This is a genomic window from Peribacillus sp. SRI_006 (assembly GCF_057586375.1).
This window is the reverse complement of record NZ_JBYCZT010000005.1, coordinates 72030-89628: the sequence shown is the minus strand read 5'-3', so window position 1 is coordinate 89628 and position 17599 is coordinate 72030. Positions and strand designations below refer to the sequence as shown.

16 protein-coding genes are annotated in these 17599 nt (G+C 42.1%); all 16 read right to left on the bottom strand.

From position 1 onward, the window contains the following. Positions 1 to 233: 233 nt before the first annotated feature. The gene (locus AC2YHV_RS08350; protein ID WP_034314325.1) at positions 234 to 1298 is read right to left on the bottom strand and encodes a sulfate/molybdate ABC transporter ATP-binding protein; all 1065 of its coding nucleotides are present in this window, start codon (positions 1296 to 1298) and stop codon (positions 234 to 236) included. A 10-nt stretch (positions 1299 to 1308) separates the two neighbouring features. After that, positions 1309 to 2193: a sulfate ABC transporter permease subunit CysW gene (gene cysW / locus AC2YHV_RS08345; RefSeq protein WP_487373022.1), complete on the bottom strand. Its 885-nt coding sequence runs from the start codon at positions 2191 to 2193 to the stop codon at positions 1309 to 1311. 10 nt (positions 2194 to 2203) lie between these two features. Continuing rightward, positions 2204 to 3043, bottom strand: a complete 840-nt coding sequence (cysT, locus tag AC2YHV_RS08340; protein ID WP_413002130.1) for a sulfate ABC transporter permease subunit CysT — start codon at positions 3041 to 3043, stop codon at positions 2204 to 2206. Between the two features lie 69 nt (positions 3044 to 3112). Then, complete coding sequence (locus tag AC2YHV_RS08335; RefSeq protein WP_463502291.1) at positions 3113 to 4144, bottom strand: sulfate ABC transporter substrate-binding protein; 1032 nt, start codon at positions 4142 to 4144, stop codon at positions 3113 to 3115. A 267-nt stretch (positions 4145 to 4411) separates the two neighbouring features. Continuing rightward, positions 4412 to 5065, bottom strand: coding sequence for a nicotinate (nicotinamide) nucleotide adenylyltransferase (gene nadD, locus AC2YHV_RS08330; RefSeq protein WP_057278937.1), 654 nt, complete (start codon positions 5063 to 5065; stop codon positions 4412 to 4414). A 16-nt stretch (positions 5066 to 5081) separates the two neighbouring features. Continuing rightward, the gene (gene kynB, locus AC2YHV_RS08325; RefSeq protein ID WP_057278936.1) at positions 5082 to 5708 is read right to left on the bottom strand and encodes an arylformamidase; all 627 of its coding nucleotides are present in this window, start codon (positions 5706 to 5708) and stop codon (positions 5082 to 5084) included. A gap of 15 nt (positions 5709 to 5723) precedes the next feature. After that, positions 5724 to 6569 (bottom strand): tryptophan 2,3-dioxygenase, encoded by an 846-nt coding sequence (gene kynA, locus AC2YHV_RS08320; RefSeq protein WP_487373021.1) that lies wholly within the window; start codon positions 6567 to 6569, stop codon positions 5724 to 5726. A gap of 17 nt (positions 6570 to 6586) precedes the next feature. After that, on the bottom strand, positions 6587 to 7936 hold the full coding sequence (locus tag AC2YHV_RS08315; protein WP_034314336.1) for an amino acid permease: 1350 nt from the start codon (positions 7934 to 7936) through the stop codon (positions 6587 to 6589). A 14-nt stretch (positions 7937 to 7950) separates the two neighbouring features. After that, on the bottom strand, positions 7951 to 8292 hold the full coding sequence (locus AC2YHV_RS08310; RefSeq protein ID WP_063577015.1) for a kynureninase/PvdN C-terminal domain-containing protein: 342 nt from the start codon (positions 8290 to 8292) through the stop codon (positions 7951 to 7953). 30 nt (positions 8293 to 8322) lie between these two features. Continuing rightward, positions 8323 to 9837, bottom strand: coding sequence for a carboxylesterase/lipase family protein (locus tag AC2YHV_RS08305; protein WP_487373020.1), 1515 nt, complete (start codon positions 9835 to 9837; stop codon positions 8323 to 8325). Between the two features lie 246 nt (positions 9838 to 10083). Next, positions 10084 to 10497, bottom strand: a complete 414-nt coding sequence (locus tag AC2YHV_RS08300; RefSeq protein WP_057278932.1) for a MerR family transcriptional regulator — start codon at positions 10495 to 10497, stop codon at positions 10084 to 10086. A gap of 84 nt (positions 10498 to 10581) precedes the next feature. Continuing rightward, positions 10582 to 12222, bottom strand: a complete 1641-nt coding sequence (locus AC2YHV_RS08295; RefSeq protein ID WP_187050805.1) for a SulP family inorganic anion transporter — start codon at positions 12220 to 12222, stop codon at positions 10582 to 10584. A 1056-nt stretch (positions 12223 to 13278) separates the two neighbouring features. Next, positions 13279 to 14688, bottom strand: a complete 1410-nt coding sequence (locus tag AC2YHV_RS08290) for a GH1 family beta-glucosidase (RefSeq protein WP_487373019.1) — start codon at positions 14686 to 14688, stop codon at positions 13279 to 13281. 259 nt (positions 14689 to 14947) lie between these two features. Continuing rightward, positions 14948 to 16069, bottom strand: a complete 1122-nt coding sequence (locus AC2YHV_RS08285; RefSeq protein WP_487373018.1) for an NADH-dependent flavin oxidoreductase — start codon at positions 16067 to 16069, stop codon at positions 14948 to 14950. Positions 16070 to 16090: 21 nt separating this feature from the next. Beyond that, positions 16091 to 16399: an iron-sulfur cluster assembly accessory protein gene (locus AC2YHV_RS08280; RefSeq protein ID WP_057278928.1), complete on the bottom strand. Its 309-nt coding sequence runs from the start codon at positions 16397 to 16399 to the stop codon at positions 16091 to 16093. A 93-nt stretch (positions 16400 to 16492) separates the two neighbouring features. Next, positions 16493 to 17479 (bottom strand): Gfo/Idh/MocA family protein, encoded by a 987-nt coding sequence (locus AC2YHV_RS08275; protein ID WP_487373017.1) that lies wholly within the window; start codon positions 17477 to 17479, stop codon positions 16493 to 16495. Positions 17480 to 17599: the final 120 nt, after the last annotated feature.

Here is a 17599-nt window from a genome sequence, read left to right as displayed (position 1 = left end):
AACATCCAATATCTTACATAATCACCTTCACATTTCGATGCAAGACTTTCTATCTAGTGTTTAGCACCAAGGGACCATGGACTATTGGCAGACAAAAACTCACCACCTGTGAAGGCACGGTAGCCCTTTTGGAACAGATTTCAGCTCATTTACCAATCATGGAGGAAGGTTTTCTGAAAGTCTATTAAAAAAAACCGCTTTCAGCGGTTTTTTCGTCAAGATTCGACCCACTCTTAAATTCCAGCCATAAAGTCGACAAAAACTTTCAATTCTTTCGGTCGGACGAATACCCTTTCCCCTTTGCTTATTTCCAGATTCAAATATTGTTCCTTCGTCAGTTCGATTTCCAGCGGTTCGTTTGTATCCTGACGAATGACTTCTATCCTGACGATGGGGCCAATTGTATGGATGTGGTCAACTATGGATGCGATCGAATCCTTTTCCGCTGGTTCTCTTTCTATGATAAAGTTATGGGCCCTTACATAACCAGTGCCCGCTCCATCTTCACTGCCCGGGGCATTCATTTCTACATTGCCAGTAACCAATTTCCCTTTATGCACGTTGCCCTTGAATAGATTGACACTGCCTAGAAAATCATAAACAAAGGGATTTTCAGGGTGATCATATACTTCTTCCGGGGTTCCAATCTGTTCAATTTTCCCTTCATTCATGATTACGACCCGATCAGCAACATCCATCGCCTCTTCTTGATCATGTGTCACGAACACGCTCGTAACATTGAATTCATCATGAAGCCTTCTTAGCCAACGACGAAGTTCTTTGCGCACCTTGGCATCCAATGCCCCGAATGGTTCATCAAGCAAGAGGATATTCGGTTCAACGGCAAGTGCCCTTGCCAATGCGACACGCTGGCGCTGGCCGCCTGATAATTGCGATGGATAACGATCTTTATATCCTTCCAACTTGACGAGTTGAAGCAATTCGGTAACCTTTTGTTCGATAACTTCTTTACTGGGCCTTGTTTTTCTTGGGCGAACCTTTAATCCATAGGCGATATTATCAAAAATCGTCATATTACGAAAAAGGGCATAATGCTGAAAGACGAAACCCACATTTCGATCTTTTACATGCTTATGCGTGTAATTCTCTTCATTAAAAAGGATTTTTCCGTTCTCAGCCTGCTCAAGGCCTGCGATGATACGCAGTAATGACGTTTTTCCCGATCCGGAAGGGCCAAGCAGGGCTACTAGTTCACCGCTCTTTATTTCCAAATCGATGTTTTGGAGTGCTTGATAGGACCCGTAATATTTTGTAACATTTTCTATGATGATACTCATTTCATTCCTCCTACCTCGCTTTGGTTGATTTAAAGTCCGTTTTCCACTCTATGAAGCTTTTAATGATCAACGTTACGATTGCAAAGATGGACATCAGGGATGCAACCGCAAAAGCGGCCGAAAATTGATATTCATTGTATAAGATTTCAATATGAAGCGGCATCGTATTGGTCATGCCCCGTATATGGCCTGATACGACCGATACAGCTCCAAACTCCCCAATTATTCTGGCATTACAAAGGATGATTCCATATAAAAGTCCCCATTTTATATTGGGAAGCGTCACATACCAAAATGTCTTGAACCCTCCCGCACCCAGCGTGAGTGAGGCCTCTTCTTCAGACGTCCCCTGACTTTGCATGAGCGGGATCAATTCGCGCGCAATGAATGGGAAGGTAATGAAAATGGAGGCGATGACAATCCCTGGTATTGAAAAGATCACTTTAATGTCAAGTGATTGCAGCAGTGGACCAAGTGTTCCATGTAAGCCGAACAGAAGGACAAAAATCAACCCCGCAATGACCGGTGAAACGGAAAAAGGCAAATCTATCAATGTTATTAAGAAGTTTTTTCCCTTGAAATCATATTTTGTTATCGTCCACGCAGCAACCACTCCAAATATGGCATTGAGCGGCAAGGTGATGAGGACAACGATCAATGTTAACTTAATCGCAGCCACGGCATCAGGATGGGCGATGGCCGCAAAATAAGCTTCGGCACCTTTTTCAAAGGCTTTTACAAAGATTGCGATTAATGGGACTACTAAAAACAAAGTGAGAAATAGCAATACAATGGATATGAGGATCCACTGTATGGATTTAGGCTCTTTAGTTGCGTTTCTCGTAATAATGACTGGGTGATTCGCTTTTGCAACCACTGAATGATCATGTTCCATCATATCCCCCCTACTTCCCTGAATATCTTTTGCCGGTCCACCATTGTAAGATATTGATGGTCAACAAAATTATAAATGTAATAATGAGCATGACGGCTGCAACAGCTGTTGCACCTTCATAATCATACTGTTCAAGCTTTGTCATGATGATCAGCGGGGAAATTTCCGTTTTAAATGGCATATTTCCGGCAATGAAGACAACGGATCCATACTCTCCAAGTGCCCTCGCAAAAGAAAGGGCAAAACCCGTCAATATCGCTGGAATCAATTCCGGGAAGATGATTTTAATGAATGTCTGCATTCGATTCGCCCCTAAAGAGGCAGATGCTTCTTCCATCCCTTTTTCGATATTTTCAAGCACCGGTTGAACCATCCGCACCACGAATGGCAGACCGATAAATATAAGGGCGATGATGATCCCTGCGGGAGTGAAAGCGACTTTAAAGCTGAAAAATTGCCCGATCCATCCGTTAGGTGAATACAAGGTGGTCAACGTGATTCCTGCAACGGCAGTCGGGAGGGCAAAAGGCAAATCAACCAGTCCATCGATGATCCTTTTGCCGGGAAACTCATAACGAGTAAGCACCCAGGCAATCAATACACCAAAAACTGCGTTAACAAAGGCCGCAGTTAACGCTGTCAAGAAACTCAATTTATAAGAAGCGAGAACCCTCGGTTCAGTTATGGTCGCCCAAAAATCCGGGAACCCCATTGAAAATGTGTTTAGAAAAACCATCGATAACGGGATCAAAACGATGATGGTGAGATACAGCAGCGTAAAACCCATCGTCAATCCAAAACCGGGTATGGTCCTCTTTTTCGTCTGTTTACCTTCAGTCACTATATTCATCGCTTCGCCTCAACCCTTTTTCTGATTTATGAAGGAGAAGATGTTAAAGCCACACCTTCTCCTTCATGCTTACTGCTGTTGGTAAATCTCGTCAAATGTGCCGCCATCATTAAAATGTGTTTCCTGGGCTTTTTTCCAACCGCCAAATGTATCATCAACAGTCACCATATCGATATTGGCAAATTGGTCTCCATATTCAGCGAGGACCTTCCCATCCCTTGGACGATAGAAGTTTTTCGCGGCAATTTCCTGACCGGCATCCGTATACAGATATTTCAGGTAGGCCTCGGCCACTTCCTTTGTTCCTTTTTTCTCGACCACTTCATCGACAACAGCTACCGGTGGCTCTGCTAATATACTGATTGAAGGGTTGACGATTTCATATTTGTCATCACCAAATTCTTCCAGTGTTAAATAAGCTTCATTCTCCCAAGCGATCAGTACGTCACCGATTCCCCTTTCCACAAAAGTGGTCGTTGCACCGCGGGCCCCTGAATCCAGGACTTCAACATTCTGATAAAGTTTTTTCATGAAATCCTTCACTTTTGTTTCGTCATTATCGAAATTTTTCTCCGCATAAGCCCAGGCAGCCAGGTAATTCCACCTTGCCCCTCCGCTTGTCTTTGGGTTTGGCGTAATGACGGATACATCCTTTTTAATCAGATCATCCCAATCTTTAATGCCTTTAGGGTTATCCTTTTTCACCAAAAACACAATCGTTGATGTATATGGTGTCGAGTTCTCAGGTAAACGTTTTTGCCAATCCTTCGCTAATAGGTTACTAGCTTCATAAATGGCATCAATATCATAAGCCAATGCCAATGTAACGACATCCGCCTCCAATCCGTCAATGACAGCCCTGCCCTGTTTACCAGATCCGCCATGTGATTGTTGTATCGTTACATCCTGACCTGATTCTTCTTTCCAGTGCTTCACGAACGCTTCATTGAATTCCTGGTACAATTCCCTTGTCGGATCATATGACACATTCAAAAGCTCTACTGACTTCGATGTTCCGTCCCCTTTCGTTTTTTCCGAGTTGCATCCAGCAAGTACACCGAAGGCTAAAATCAAACTTGTCAATAACATCAACTTTTTCATGAGCTTCCCCCTCTTTTTACAGCAAAAAAGGCATTCTATTTCCCTTCAATTATTTTTCGGGAGATAGTATGCCTTCAGTTCTCTGATCAGCAATTATTTTGATTTTTGTATATCCTTACCATAAAGCAAAGTTTACCAAGTTGTCAACTAGGTATTGCATGTCCCTTTAATTAAATTCATTCACATTTTGCAGGTTGAAAAATTCCCTAAACGAAAAGGGCTCGATCCACCGGGAAGATCGAGCCCTTTTTAATACTTTGCCAATAATTATGAATTTGATGATTTTTGATAAAGCTTATTTTCCACGATATACTGATAACACTGATCGGGCAGTAAATATCGTGGTTCCCCGCCCATTGCAAATTCATCCCTTATATATGTAGAACTGATTTCCATGGAAAGGCCTTTATCAATAAGGTGAAATGTATTGCCATCATCATAATTCCTTAGCAATGGACTTTTGGATATGATTTTCAGCATATCGATTCCATCCCGGGCCATGACGATGAATTTATGATTGGCAATCAATTTTTCCCTGAATTTCCATCGTAAGTGTACCGGCAGCTCCTGATTATCAATATCTTCAAGTAAATCTGCACCCATTATGAAGTAAACTTCGTCTTTTGGAAATCGAGATTTAAAATATTCCATCGTATACCAAGTATATTGTTTACTCGTTCCGGCACGTTCATTAATTTCATAATCACTGACTTCGAATATCGGGTTGCCCCCTATTGCCAGCTTGAGCATTTGCCAACGGTGTTCATTGCTTGTTTTCATCTGTTTATCGATACGGCCATTTGCGCAAGGTAAAAAAATCACCTTGTCCAGCTTAGCACGATGCGCAATGGTGGATGCTGTCCATAAATGTACATTCGTGACCGGATCGAAGGAAGATCCGTAAACTCCAATTTTACCCATCATTTTATCCCCCTCATCAGCCTTTCTTCTTCACCACGGCCCTGACCGGGCTCCCGTCCCCTGCTTCCAATGCCAGCGGCAATGCAGCCAAATCGTACAGCCCAGGCTCCAGTCCATCAAGGACCAGCCCTTCGAGTATATGAATTCCACAGCCTGACAGTTTATTGTGGGCAGGTAATTCTTTGCTGTCGAGACAGTCGACTGAAGGTAAATCAAGCCCAAGGAGCCTAACCCCTTTATTTGCAAGGAAGGGAGCTAAATCTGGTTCAACCGGTGGAATCCATTCCGGAAAACGTCTAAGGTCCTTCCATTGACCTGTTGCCACCAACAACCGCCGGACCCCTGTCAATTCGATGCCTTCAAAAGCTTTAATGCCAATGCTTTCAGCTGCATCCACCTTTACTACGGTTGCAGTGCCAATATATAAATCAAGATCGAGTTCGATGATTTTTTTTCCATTCTCATCAAAATGATAGGGAGCATCAATATGAGTTCCTAAATGTGTACTCATCCGGATTTCCCCTACATTGACGGAAGAACCTTCAGCCATTGATGAATTCAGCCGATATGAATATTGCGTATCTCCTGGCCAATATGGCGTATTTTCATTGAGGCGCTGAGAAATATCTAACCATTGATTCATGTGTTCAACCCCTCCTTACAGTTTGGTCCTTAATGTCCAAAGTTCAGGAAAAAATGGCTGTTCGACCACTTTCTTCAGATAACTTACACCGGACGATCCGCCAGTTCCCTTTTTATTGCCGATGATACGTTCTACGGTGCTCATATGATTGAATCTCCAGAACTGTTGTTGACTACCAATATCAACGAGTTTTTCGGCCAGCTCATACAAATCCCAGTAGTTATGCACATCACGGTAAACGGTCAGCCACGCGCTTTCCACACTTGCATTTTCCTGATAAATGACAGACCAGTCCCTGTTCAATACCGATTGATCAATGGGAAGACCCCTTGCAGCCAAAGCCCCTATAGCCGCATCATAAATACTAGGTTTATTCAACGCTGCCATCATCGACTCATAAAGCTCGGGCTGATGACGGAAAACAGCGAATATTTGCGAATTCTTTTGACCCATCGCAAATTCTATCAACCTGTTCTGAAATGATTGAAACCCTGAAGAGTTTCCTAGTTTCTCCCGGAATTCCATATAATCGGCTGGCGTCAATGTCGAAAGCACATTCCAGGATTGAACTAGTTGCTGTTGGATTCTGGCCACTCTGGATAGCATCTTAAAGGACGGCTCCAAATGTCCTGCCACAATATGATCAGTTGCCGCAGTCAATTCATGGAGGATCAATTTCATCCATAATTCACTTGTTTGATGAATGATGATGAACAGCATTTCATCGTGATGGCCGGAAAGCCGATGCTGACTTGATAAAATTTGATTTAAATGCAGATAGTCCCCATAGGACATATCTTTTTCAAAATCAGTTACCATACTTTCTTCCAAACGATGTTCATCCCTTGGATCCTTATCCATACCATCCCTCTTTCCCTTTACTTTCTTTTGAATTTCGACATCAATAAATAAACGATGCAAAGAAAGATCAGCCAAGGAACCCCGAACTGGAGTACGATTTTAAATGGGCCAGTGAACCAGGTGGATACCGTCAAAGCAAACAAAAGAAATGCACCCAGAATCGTTAGATATGGAAATCCATACATTTTAACCGGTAATTTGCGGCCCCCTGATTTCTCCCACCTCTTCCTGAAATACAAATGGGAAATGAACACCATGAACCAGGTTAGAATGGCTCCGAACATCGATATCCCCATCATGAATGCATATGAAGTATCCGGAAGCAGGACTTTTACTCCTGCAGCAAGAAATATTCCTAAAGTGGATATGAGAAGGGCCCTTAGCGGGACACCTTTCCTGCTCACTTTTTGAAATAGGGCTGGAGCCTGATGTTGCTCGGATAATGAAAATATCATTCTGGTGGAGGCATATAATTGACTATTCATTGCAGATAAAGCAGCGGTTAAAATAATGAAATTCATTATCCCAGATGCCCCGGGAACATTCAGGATTTCCATTACCTTGACAAATGGGCTCTTATCAATACCTGCAGCTTGCCAGGGAACAATCATTAACATGATCCCGATAGTCAGTACATAAAAAGTGGCAAGCCTGAAGACAGTTGCCTTCAAAGCTTTAGGTACGGCTATATCCGGGTCCTTTGCTTCCCCCGCCGTCACCGCAATCAGCTCAGTTCCTAAAAAGCTGAAGAGCGAAATGAATATGGCGACCCAGAGCCCCCAAAATCCGAAAGGCATAAAACCTCCATCACTGGCATAGTTCTCTACACCGATCCCGCTTGAAGGTTCGGCGCCAATCACCACATAGGCACCCAGTAGAATGAATATGACAATGGCGCTTATCTTGATCATTGAAAATACATACTCAAAATTGCCGAATGTATTGACACTCGTCGCATTTACATAGATTAGCAGTGCAGCAAAAAGGACAATCCAAATGCTCCCAGGCACAGCTGGAAACCAATATTTCATATAAACAGCGATGGCACTCACTTCGACACCTATGGCAAGAACATTCGCTATCCAATAGGAATACCTCACAACAAAACCCGCAAATGGACTTATATATTTTTCCGCAATGGTTCCAAAGGATCCCGATGTTGGATGGGCTACCGTCATTTCCGCCAAACATCCCATCAGCAGAAGGACAATGAATGCACCTATTGCATAGCTGATAAGTACACTTGGACCAGCCGTTGAAATCGCAAGGCCGCTGCCCAAAAATAACCCGGTGCCAATTGCACACCCCATGGCTATCATAGTGATTTGATTCGATGATAATTCACGTTGAAGCTTATTTTTCTCCATATGTTGCTCCCATTCTAGGCAATGATTCCCCTTTTATTTTCATAGTTTTCATATAAATTGCCGTCCATGACCTTCTTTAGTACCTGTACAGTTTCGTAGACTTCCTGAAAAGAGGTAAAAAGAGCGACAGGTGTTAAACGAATCATATTCGGTTCACGATAATCGGGAATGATGGCCTCTTGTTTCAATGCTTTACATATTCTCGCAGCTTCTTGATGTTCAAGGATGATATGACCGCCCCTTTTTGATTCATGCCTTGGGCTCCCAATTTCAAATCCATATCCCGTTAATTCCAATTGTATTAAATCCATAAGATATTGAGTCAGCCTCAAGGATTTCTTTTGAACTTGTTCCATCCCCCCCGCTTCCTTCCAATCCACTTTTTTTCATTTGTAAATCCCTACCCCTTCCCATGCCAACCTTATCATTCCGTCAGGATCTTTTTCAATATAATCCGTTTTATCAAAAATCATTGTGTAGTGGTTGGTTTCATCATATTTCGGCCAAATTTCACCTTCCGGGGGGTTGGGATTTCCATATTTCGCAAAGTTGACCCAATGGCCCTGCATTCTATGGGATACCTTTAGGGCAGCTGACCTTGAACCATATGAAACAATCCGTTTCCCGAATGCCGAGTCGAAGGTCTGGAAAGCAAAAGGGATTTCCATACCATGCGTCGCCCCTAATTTACTTATGCGCATGGCCGCCGTTTTATAATCAAAACGATACATCCATGTTTTTTCAAAGCGGCTGTATGCCTCCGCATACCAAACCGAGGGAATATGGAAAGTCGCATCACGGCCAATGCCTAGTACAGCTTCCTTTTCTGGGTAGTTTGTATAAGCGTTCGTAATTCGCTCTTTCGCCTTCGGATCAGTATTTTCGAACATTTTATGAATCATCGCCGTATTAGTTGGGATTAGAGGGGGGGCCATCTGATCGAATAATGTCGCTTCGTCCCTATTTGTTCCTATAAGCAAGGGTATACCCCCTGTTCTTCCCGATCGAATCGAATCTAGTGGATAATCGGGCAGGAAGTCACCATCTACGACTGGTCCAAATGCTAGGGAGCCCGGCATTTCCTGTGAATTTTCCTGTAAAAGTTGGTGGGAGGCAGCGACAATCTCTTGAACCGAAAGGGTTTTTAGCCGGTGGCTTTCACCCTTTCCAATGCCCAATATCTCAAGGAACTTTTCACTCAATTGGCGAGCAAATCCTTTTCCGTAAACAGATGTCGGAGCAGGGCTTTCTGCAATGGCCTGCTTAAAAAGACCCCTTGCTGAAGGTACAGTAAGTAAAGTCGTCACCGCATTACCACCAGCTGATTCACCAAATATCGTAACATTATCAGGGTCGCCGCCAAAAGCTTCTATATTTTCTTTAACCCATTTCAAAGAAGCAACTTGGTCACGTAAACCTAAATTGTTTTCAAATATTTCCCCTTCACCTGCCAACTCGGTAAAATCCAGATATCCCAGTGCCCCCAGCCTATAGTTGATGCTTACCACGACTACATCTCCATTTTTAGAAAGTAAGTGTCCATTGTACATATCAAGGGATCCAGCTCCCGTTATATATGCTCCCCCAGGAATCCATACCATGACCGGGCGTTTTTTATCATCAGCTCTAGGCGACCAAATATTCAGGAACAAGCAATCCTCATCCATTTTTTCATTTGTGCTCATCCCTGTTCTTACCGCACGATCCATCGGCTGCGGGGGAACGGGACCAAAATCCACTGCATCCATGACACCGCTCCAATTATCAACTGGCTCCGGAGAACGGAAACGCAGTCCATCAATCGGCGCTTTCGCATACCTGACTCCACGCCAAACGCATATATCGTTTTCCATAGTACCTTGAAGATGTCCTTTTACCGTCGTAACTATTGATCCAATCATTCCCAATCACCTCTTCATATAGTAGTAGATATGTAAGTTCTTCTTTTTCCATTCCCTTATATCCTTCATCTTTATCGAAAAAAGATCTATATTGTCAGTTCAGCCAAAATAAAGGAATGCTATCATATATAAAGCTCCGGTTATACTCAGGAGTTTGAATTGTTATTTTAAATAATGGTTTTCAATGACCCGTTCAACAAAAAAAAGACCCAATCAGGTCTTTTTTTGTTGAACTCGGCAAAAATCTTAGGCAAGCATGGCAAGTATACTCAATAAAGAGCTGCCCCGAACGGAAAGCTGCTGTGCAGCATATGTTAATTGCTGTTCATCGAGCTGTTCCAATAAAGGCTTTAATTCCAGCAATTCATTCTCCAGTCCTCTAAGGTCTGTAGATAGCTTGTCCACCATCAAGAGCACCTGCTCAGAATCAACAGTGGTTTCAGACAAGACTTGTAACCGTTCCTTGATTTCAGTCAAAGGCATATTCTGTTCTTTAAACCGATTAATCATTTGAAGACGATTTAAAGCATCTTCTGTGTAATACCGATATCTTGACCCCGTTTTTTCATAGTTCAGCATTCCTAATTGTGTGTAATAGTCAATGGTTCTTCTCGAAACATTCGCAAGTTCAGCAAGCTGGCCAATCCGATATACATTCATCCAGATAGTCACCTTCTTTAAAAAATCTACTGTTAACGATACTATAACATATCTATCCGAAAAGGTGACTTCAAGATGAAACTATTAGACTACTTTATCCGAATTGCCCTTCAGCTGCTTCTTGGCAAAATACAGGGCATCTTCCTTCGATTTAAAAAAGTGCTGTTTTTCTATTTTATGATACAATCCAGTGCTGAGTAACAATTCCTTTGGTTGCTGCTGAATTCCGGAAATGATCAATTTCCCCTTATATTTTCCGATGCGATTAACAATCGCCAATAGTGCTGCCTCTGCTGAAGTGTCCATATATGTTACCCGGCGCATGCTTAATACCAACACTTTCGTCTTATTATCCAAGTTCTCCAATATCGATGACTCCAGGACGTCTATCGAACCAAAGAAAAGAGGTCCTTCCAAGTTATACACATTGATCTTCGAATCCGAATTATCAATTGGAACAATCTCGGTAATCTCATGACTTCTTTCCCTAACCTTTAACGTGTGGCTCATTTTTGCAATGAAGGTGATGAATGCAATCAATAAGCCGATTCCCACTCCCATGATTAAATCAGTGAAGACAGTGATGAGGAAGGTGACTAGCAAAACCGCAGAATCCGCCGTCTTCGTTTTCAATACATGAGCGAATTCCTTTCTTTCACTCATATTCCAGGCAACAAACATCAATATGGGTGCCATGCTAGCCAAAGGTATATGCGCTGCAAATGGGGAAAGCACCAGCAAAACCAGTAAAACGACAATTCCGTGAATGACTCCGGACATCGGGGAGGCTGCCCCGCTTTTTATATTGGTAGCTGTCCTGGCTATTGCGCCTGTTGCAGGTATCCCGCCGAAGAATGGCGTAGCGATGTTCGCGATTCCTTGCCCAACCAACTCTTTGTTACTATCATGCTTGGTACCCCCCATGTTATCCGCAACGGTAGCGGATAACAATGACTCGACACCGCCTAACAAGGCAATCGTAAAAGCAACTGGAAGGAGTGTGATAATGACTTCCACTGATAGCTCCGGCACTTGGAATTCCGGAAAACCTTTCGGAATCGCTCCATACGTAGAACCAATCGTAGCCACCTTATCGGGAAATAAAAAGTAAGCTGCAATTGTGGAAATCAGCAGACCCAGAAGCGGACCTGGCACTCGTGGCAAAAGTCTAGGTGCCAGCAGTATGACGACCAAACATATAATTGCAACAATCACACTATATAGATTGATCGTGTCTGCTTTAATCACCAGTTCCTTCATGTTATCCATGAAAGCTTCATGTTTTTCCACTTTCATACCAAAGAAGTTAGCAATTTGCCCTGAAAAGATTATTATCGCAATTCCTGTTGTAAATCCAATGATGACAGGACGGGGAATGAACTTCATCAAATTACCTAACTTAAGCAGACCCATCAGGACTAACATTATCCCCGCTAAAAACCCGGCAATAAGCAGGCTTTCATACCCATATTGCATAACGATTCCAAATAATAAAGGAACGAACGCCCCGGTCGGCCCGCCAATTTGATACTTGGAGCCACCCAAAATCGAAATGAGGATTCCTGCGATGATGGTCGTATATAACCCGTATATCGGTTCGACGCCTGAAGCAATTGCAAAAGCCAGTCCTAAAGGAATGGCTACAACCCCTACGACCAATCCTGCCGTCACGTCTTTTTGAAAACCCTTCATGTTATATCCTTGAAATCTAGAATCTTTTATCATCTTTTTCAAACTCACATCCTTAGTCGTTTTTTAAGATTGGAATCTAGCATCATCATGAAAATGACATTCTTTCATTTTAGAGGGAGTTACTTGTTTGAAATTAATCAAATTATTGTAGGCATTTTCCAACGGGACAAACCAAGCGGGGGACTTTTCAAAACTAATAAATAATCGTCATATATAATCTCCTTTTGTAAGGTTATTTGACATGGTCTCGACCACGCTTCAACATTATACAGTAAAACGTAAAACTGTACATTGTTAGAAACGTTAACATTTGTTTACAACTTTTTGAATATTTTTACATTAACATTACAATCCGGGACCATTTTTCCAGTCTAGTTAATTTGAAGCCGGAGATTCAGACTACGAATTAGGAGGTTTGAACTTTGGTCTAATTCCCCATACCGGAAACTTGATCAGTGAACAATGGAAAAAAGCATGTTTTGAGAAAGATTGCTCAAAACATGCTCTACCCTATACACAAAACCTCTTGATTAAAATAAAGAGGTTTTCTAAGTTTGTAGACAAAAGTAGTTCTATCTAAAGTTAAGTTGATTGGAGCGGGTGTGCGAGACTCCAGCGGGAATAGCGCGTAAGGGCCCCGCAGGCGCAAGCCAAGGGCGGACCGCCCGCGGAAAGCGAGTGCCTGGAGCGGAAATCAACGTCCAAATTGTGCAAGCCATAAAAAAACTATAGGCCCAATCATGTAGACCGGGACCCACAGTTTGTAGACGGAAAACTTATCTTTCATCAAATGATTATTCCCAAACCAACACCTTCAACTCTTCAGGTTTGGTTTCTAATTATATGCTATAACAAAGTTGATTGGAGAGAAAGGTACGAGACTCCTGCGGGAATAGCGCGTCTTGGGAGACCCCACAGGCGCAAGCCGAGGAGGCTCGCGGACCGCCCGCGGAAAGCGAGTGCCTGGAGCGGAAATCAACGTCCAAAGTCTAAAAACCAATAAAAAATCGTAGACATACTCGATTTTCATTGAGTTTGTCTACAGTCTGACAAAACCTCTTGATTAAGATCAAGAGGTTTCCTTTCAATTTACAGCTCCTCTCCTCTTGTCTCGATAATATGCTTATACCAATGAAACGACAGCTTCTTTTTTCGTTTTAACTGATCATGATGATCCACGTAAATAAATCCGTATTGCTTCTTATACCCGTTTAACCAACTTAAAAGGTCAATGACAGACCATGCGTAATACCCTTTTAAATGGATACCTTCTTTGATTGCACGTTTAATCACTTTTAAGTGTTCCTCAATATACTTAATGCGCGGAACATCTACTACTTCACCATCGATAATCGGATCCTCATCACCAAGTCCGTTTTCTGTAACATACATTTTAATATCGCCGTAACGTTCTTTTAACATATGCAGCCCATCTAAAAATCCTTCAGGTGAGATTTCCCAACCCCATTTTGTATAGGTTTTATCTCCCATTTTTACAGTCCGATAAAAGCCATCAAAAGACGGGTTCCCTGGAGCCAGAGTAGATGTTTCTCTTGAATGCTCCATGTTTGAAACGGCTTCCAGGTATTTTTCCACCCGAATGGGCTGGTAATAATTGAGTCCAATAAAATCATTTTTCTCCGCATTCCTTTTTAGCGTATCCAGTTCTTCTTCTGTCCAACTTGGTGTCCAGCCTCTCTCCTTTAATTGCTCAACCACATAAGCTGGATATTCACCTTTTAAAATTGGATCATAATACCAAAAGGTTTCATATTCATTGGCATGCCGAGCAGCTAATACATTTTCATGTTTGTCATCAATACTATAAGCTGGCAGGAATACATGGGTAATTCCAATTTCACCGTAATGATTCAGTGCCTTGTATACCTCTACCGCTTTGGCATGTGCATAAAATACATAATGTGTCGCTTGAAAGTATTTATTTTCATCGTTTTGGATTCCAGGCGGGTGCGCTCCTTTTAAATACCCTAAACCGCAAAACATAACCGTTTCATTAAACGTGATCCAATGTTTGACTCGATCTCCGAATGCGTGAAAACAAATTTCTGCATACTTGACGAATGCTTCAGCTGTTCGCTTATTCGTCCATCCCCCATCTTGTTCAAGCGTCAAAGGCAAATCCCAATGATACAGGGTAACAAATGGGACAATCCCATATTTTAAGCATTCATTAATCACATTATTATAAAATTCCAAGCCTTTTACATTGACTTCCCCATCACCTGTTGGCAAAATACGGGCCCATGAAATGGAGAAGCGATATGATTCAAGTCCCATCTCTGCCATTAATTTAATATCTTCCTTGTAACGATGATAATGGTCTATCGCTACATCCCCATTTGTACCTTCAAAAGTTTTCCCCGGAATCTTTGAAAAAACATCCCAATTCGTTATACCTTTACCATCTTCATCCCATGCTCCTTCTATTTGAAAAGAAGCAGAAGCTGCTCCGAATAAAAAATCGTGTGGAAATTTCATTAAAAATCCTCCCTTTTCATACCTGCTTATTAAATTGATAATAATATATTTTATTCATTGGTACAAATATTATTTTTAGTTCACGTAAAACATAAGCCTTATAGATAGTATTTACTATCACGGAATGATTAAATCCAGAATTCCGTTGAATCAATCTCTCTTTTTCTAGCAAAAGATGATCGATACTTAGTAGCATATGAACATACAAAAACCCGTCCACCTTTTGGGGACGGGTTACACATATTAAAGATGTTAGCAATCATTCCACTACCGGGAGCCAACCTTTTATCCCGATCAACTTTTCCCAAAGCGGATCTGGAATGACCAGTTCATCCTGATCTTTTTTTGAGAGGGTAGTCCGTATTTCCGCTTCTTTTCCAGACCTGATTTTTTCAATCCAATGCGGTTCCATAAGAAGTTCACGGCCAAGGGCGATAAAAGGGACCCCCGTTTCCATGGCTTCTGCAACTTCATCGGGTGTATGCAGTGAACCTACACCGACCACCGGGATACGATTACCTACTTTATCGTAAATTTTAACGATGCGCGACTTTGTCCTATCACTCTCACGGAATGAGCCATTCCAGAAGTGACCTACCGATATATGTAGATAATCCAGGTTTTGATTCGCTAATCTATCAACGAATTGGATCGTATCATCTAAAGTGATTCCAGGATTGCTGCCTTCTTCAGGAGAAAGGCGGTAGCCAATTATAAACGGCTTTTCTGCATGCTCGGCAACCGTTCTCTCGACTTCATTCACAATGGTAAGCGGGAAAATCAATCGTTTTCCCAATGTTCCGCCCCATTTATCTGTACGACGGTTCGAGTGTGGCGAGAAGAATTGTTGAAGCAAGTAAGTATTGGCACCATGGATTTCCACACCATCGAAACCTGCTTCGATGGCCCTTCTTGTTGCTTCGCCAAATGCCATAATAACGTCTTGTATTTCATCTTCATTCATTTCCCGCGGTACAGGTGCTTCCTCGCTGGAAGCAATGGCACTTGCAGAAACAGGTTGGTTATCAGGCAATAATTCGGGCGGACTTTGACGGCCTCCATGATATATTTGCAGGATCGCTTTTGCCCCGTTGGACTGAATCGTTTCAGCTAGTTTTCTCAAGGGTGGGATAAAGGAATCGTCACCTGCACCTAGTTGGCCTGGGAATCCCTTGCCTCCAGCAGATACATAGGCACATGCCGTGACAACCGCACCTACACCAGCCGAGCGCTCAGCGTAATAGGCCAGTTCATCATCGGTTACAACCCCTTGGTCATCCGAAGAATAAGTGGTCATAGGAGCCATCATGATACGATTTTTCACTTCTACCCCTGATGGAAATATATATGGTTGAAAGATCTTTTCGTATTTTTGATTCATGCCAATCCTCCCCCTTTACTATTAGTGGTGATGATGTCCATGCGGTTCTTTAGAAGGATTCGTGATTTCAAAGCCTTCTTCTGGAACATAAAAATATTTAATCCAGACACCATCCAGAAATTCTTCACGTGAATCAAGCAAAATATCGATATCTTTATCTGTTTTTACGATTTCATCATATTCTGCCGGTGTATCAAGCTTCATGTCATAATGGGCATGATCGCCATGCATATGGGTGATATATACACGAATCATTTTCCCTTCGGCTTCTTCAGTGCTCAGCATTTTTTGTAAGACCTTTGCTGCATTGCGATTTATTTTACAATTCATGTCCATTCCTCCAACAATAAAATTATCCCTGTACTGAGTTCTACCCAATTAAGGGTTATCAGTAACATCCATTTTTCCCCTTCATGATTGGCCTTATCCGCGGTCTGAAGGAAAGACGATGCCGATTTGCCTTCTTGCTTCATCCATGATTTCCATAGTCAACAGTGAATTCGAATATGTATTTATTTCAGATTCCATTTTCCCCTGCTGTATCAAATCAACAAATTCCTTCGCTTCATAATACATGGTAGGCATATCCTGTTTAACGGAAATATTTTCAGTGGTTCCATTCCGATACTGAATATCCACCGCTTGCGGTCCTGAAATTTTCTGAATGATGATGCTTCCAAGTTCACCTTGAATTTCCGATGGCAAATTGGATTCAGTAATTTTGGAAAACATGACGACTGCCTCCATTTCATCATAGGAAAGCAGAATCGTACCTTGCCCATCAACTCCTGATTCAAGCATCGTTCCTGATGCCTGCACCTTATTCGGTTTACCGAACAGTACAACAAGTGGATAGAGGACGTAAATGCCTAAATCCATTAAAGAGCCACTGGAGAATTCCGGATTGAATGCATTCAGCACAGTTCCTTGTTTATATGAATCGTAGCGTGATGAATATTGGCAAAAGCTCCCCGAGAAACGCCTAATCTTCCCGATTTTATCCAGATTCTCTTTTATACTTTCGAAATTCGGCATGATGGTCGATTTCATCGCTTCCATCAATAGCACATCATTTTGTTTTGCAGCCTCAATCATTTCCCTTACTTCTGCCGCATTCGAGGCCATTGGTTTTTCACATAATACATGTTTTTTATTTTGTAAAAATAACACGGCTTGCCTGCAATGATGAGAGTTAGGGCTTGCTATATACACAGCGTCGATTTCATCGCTGCTGGCCATTGCTTCTAAATTCGTAAAAGTCGTATGTACTTCGTATTTATTGGCAAATTCCTTCGCTTTCTCCTCTGTACGTGAATACACGGCAGTTAAGGATAAACCCTCTACATGCTTTGCAGCCTCCAAAAATCGTTCCGTGATCCAATTTGTACCTATTACCCCTAATCTTATCAACACTCTATCCCCTTTCAAGCTAACTTAATTATGTCCTCAATATACAGACATTTCACTGAAAAACAAAGTATAATGAACACCCGCAATTGTTTAAATTGGATTTTTTAGGCAATATTCGTT

What these genes read in the sequence shown, in the direction of transcription:
- AC2YHV_RS08290 (WP_487373019.1), bottom strand. Translation starts at nt 14,688, where the DNA reads ATGAAATTTCCACACGATTTTTTATTCGGAGCAGCTTCTGCTTCTTTT.
- AC2YHV_RS08335 (WP_463502291.1), bottom strand. Translation starts at nt 4,144, where the DNA reads ATGAAAAAGTTGATGTTATTGACAAGTTTGATTTTAGCCTTCGGTGTA.
- AC2YHV_RS08350 (WP_034314325.1), bottom strand. Translation starts at nt 1,298, where the DNA reads ATGAGTATCATCATAGAAAATGTTACAAAATATTACGGGTCCTATCAA.
- AC2YHV_RS08305 (WP_487373020.1), bottom strand. Translation starts at nt 9,837, where the DNA reads ATGATTGGATCAATAGTTACGACGGTAAAAGGACATCTTCAAGGTACT.
- nadD (WP_057278937.1), bottom strand. Translation starts at nt 5,065, where the DNA reads ATGGGTAAAATTGGAGTTTACGGATCTTCCTTCGATCCGGTCACGAAT.
- AC2YHV_RS08295 (WP_187050805.1), bottom strand. Translation starts at nt 12,222, where the DNA reads ATGATAAAAGATTCTAGATTTCAAGGATATAACATGAAGGGTTTTCAA.
- AC2YHV_RS08285 (WP_487373018.1), bottom strand. Translation starts at nt 16,069, where the DNA reads ATGAATCAAAAATACGAAAAGATCTTTCAACCATATATATTTCCATCA.
- cysT (WP_413002130.1), bottom strand. Translation starts at nt 3,043, where the DNA reads ATGAATATAGTGACTGAAGGTAAACAGACGAAAAAGAGGACCATACCC.
- AC2YHV_RS08300 (WP_057278932.1), bottom strand. Translation starts at nt 10,497, where the DNA reads ATGAATGTATATCGGATTGGCCAGCTTGCTGAACTTGCGAATGTTTCG.
- AC2YHV_RS08280 (WP_057278928.1), bottom strand. Translation starts at nt 16,399, where the DNA reads ATGAATTGTAAAATAAATCGCAATGCAGCAAAGGTCTTACAAAAAATG.
- kynB (WP_057278936.1), bottom strand. Translation starts at nt 5,708, where the DNA reads ATGAATCAATGGTTAGATATTTCTCAGCGCCTCAATGAAAATACGCCA.
- AC2YHV_RS08310 (WP_063577015.1), bottom strand. Translation starts at nt 8,292, where the DNA reads ATGGAACAAGTTCAAAAGAAATCCTTGAGGCTGACTCAATATCTTATG.
- kynA (WP_487373021.1), bottom strand. Translation starts at nt 6,569, where the DNA reads ATGGATAAGGATCCAAGGGATGAACATCGTTTGGAAGAAAGTATGGTA.
- AC2YHV_RS08315 (WP_034314336.1), bottom strand. Translation starts at nt 7,936, where the DNA reads ATGGAGAAAAATAAGCTTCAACGTGAATTATCATCGAATCAAATCACT.
- cysW (WP_487373022.1), bottom strand. Translation starts at nt 2,193, where the DNA reads ATGGAACATGATCATTCAGTGGTTGCAAAAGCGAATCACCCAGTCATT.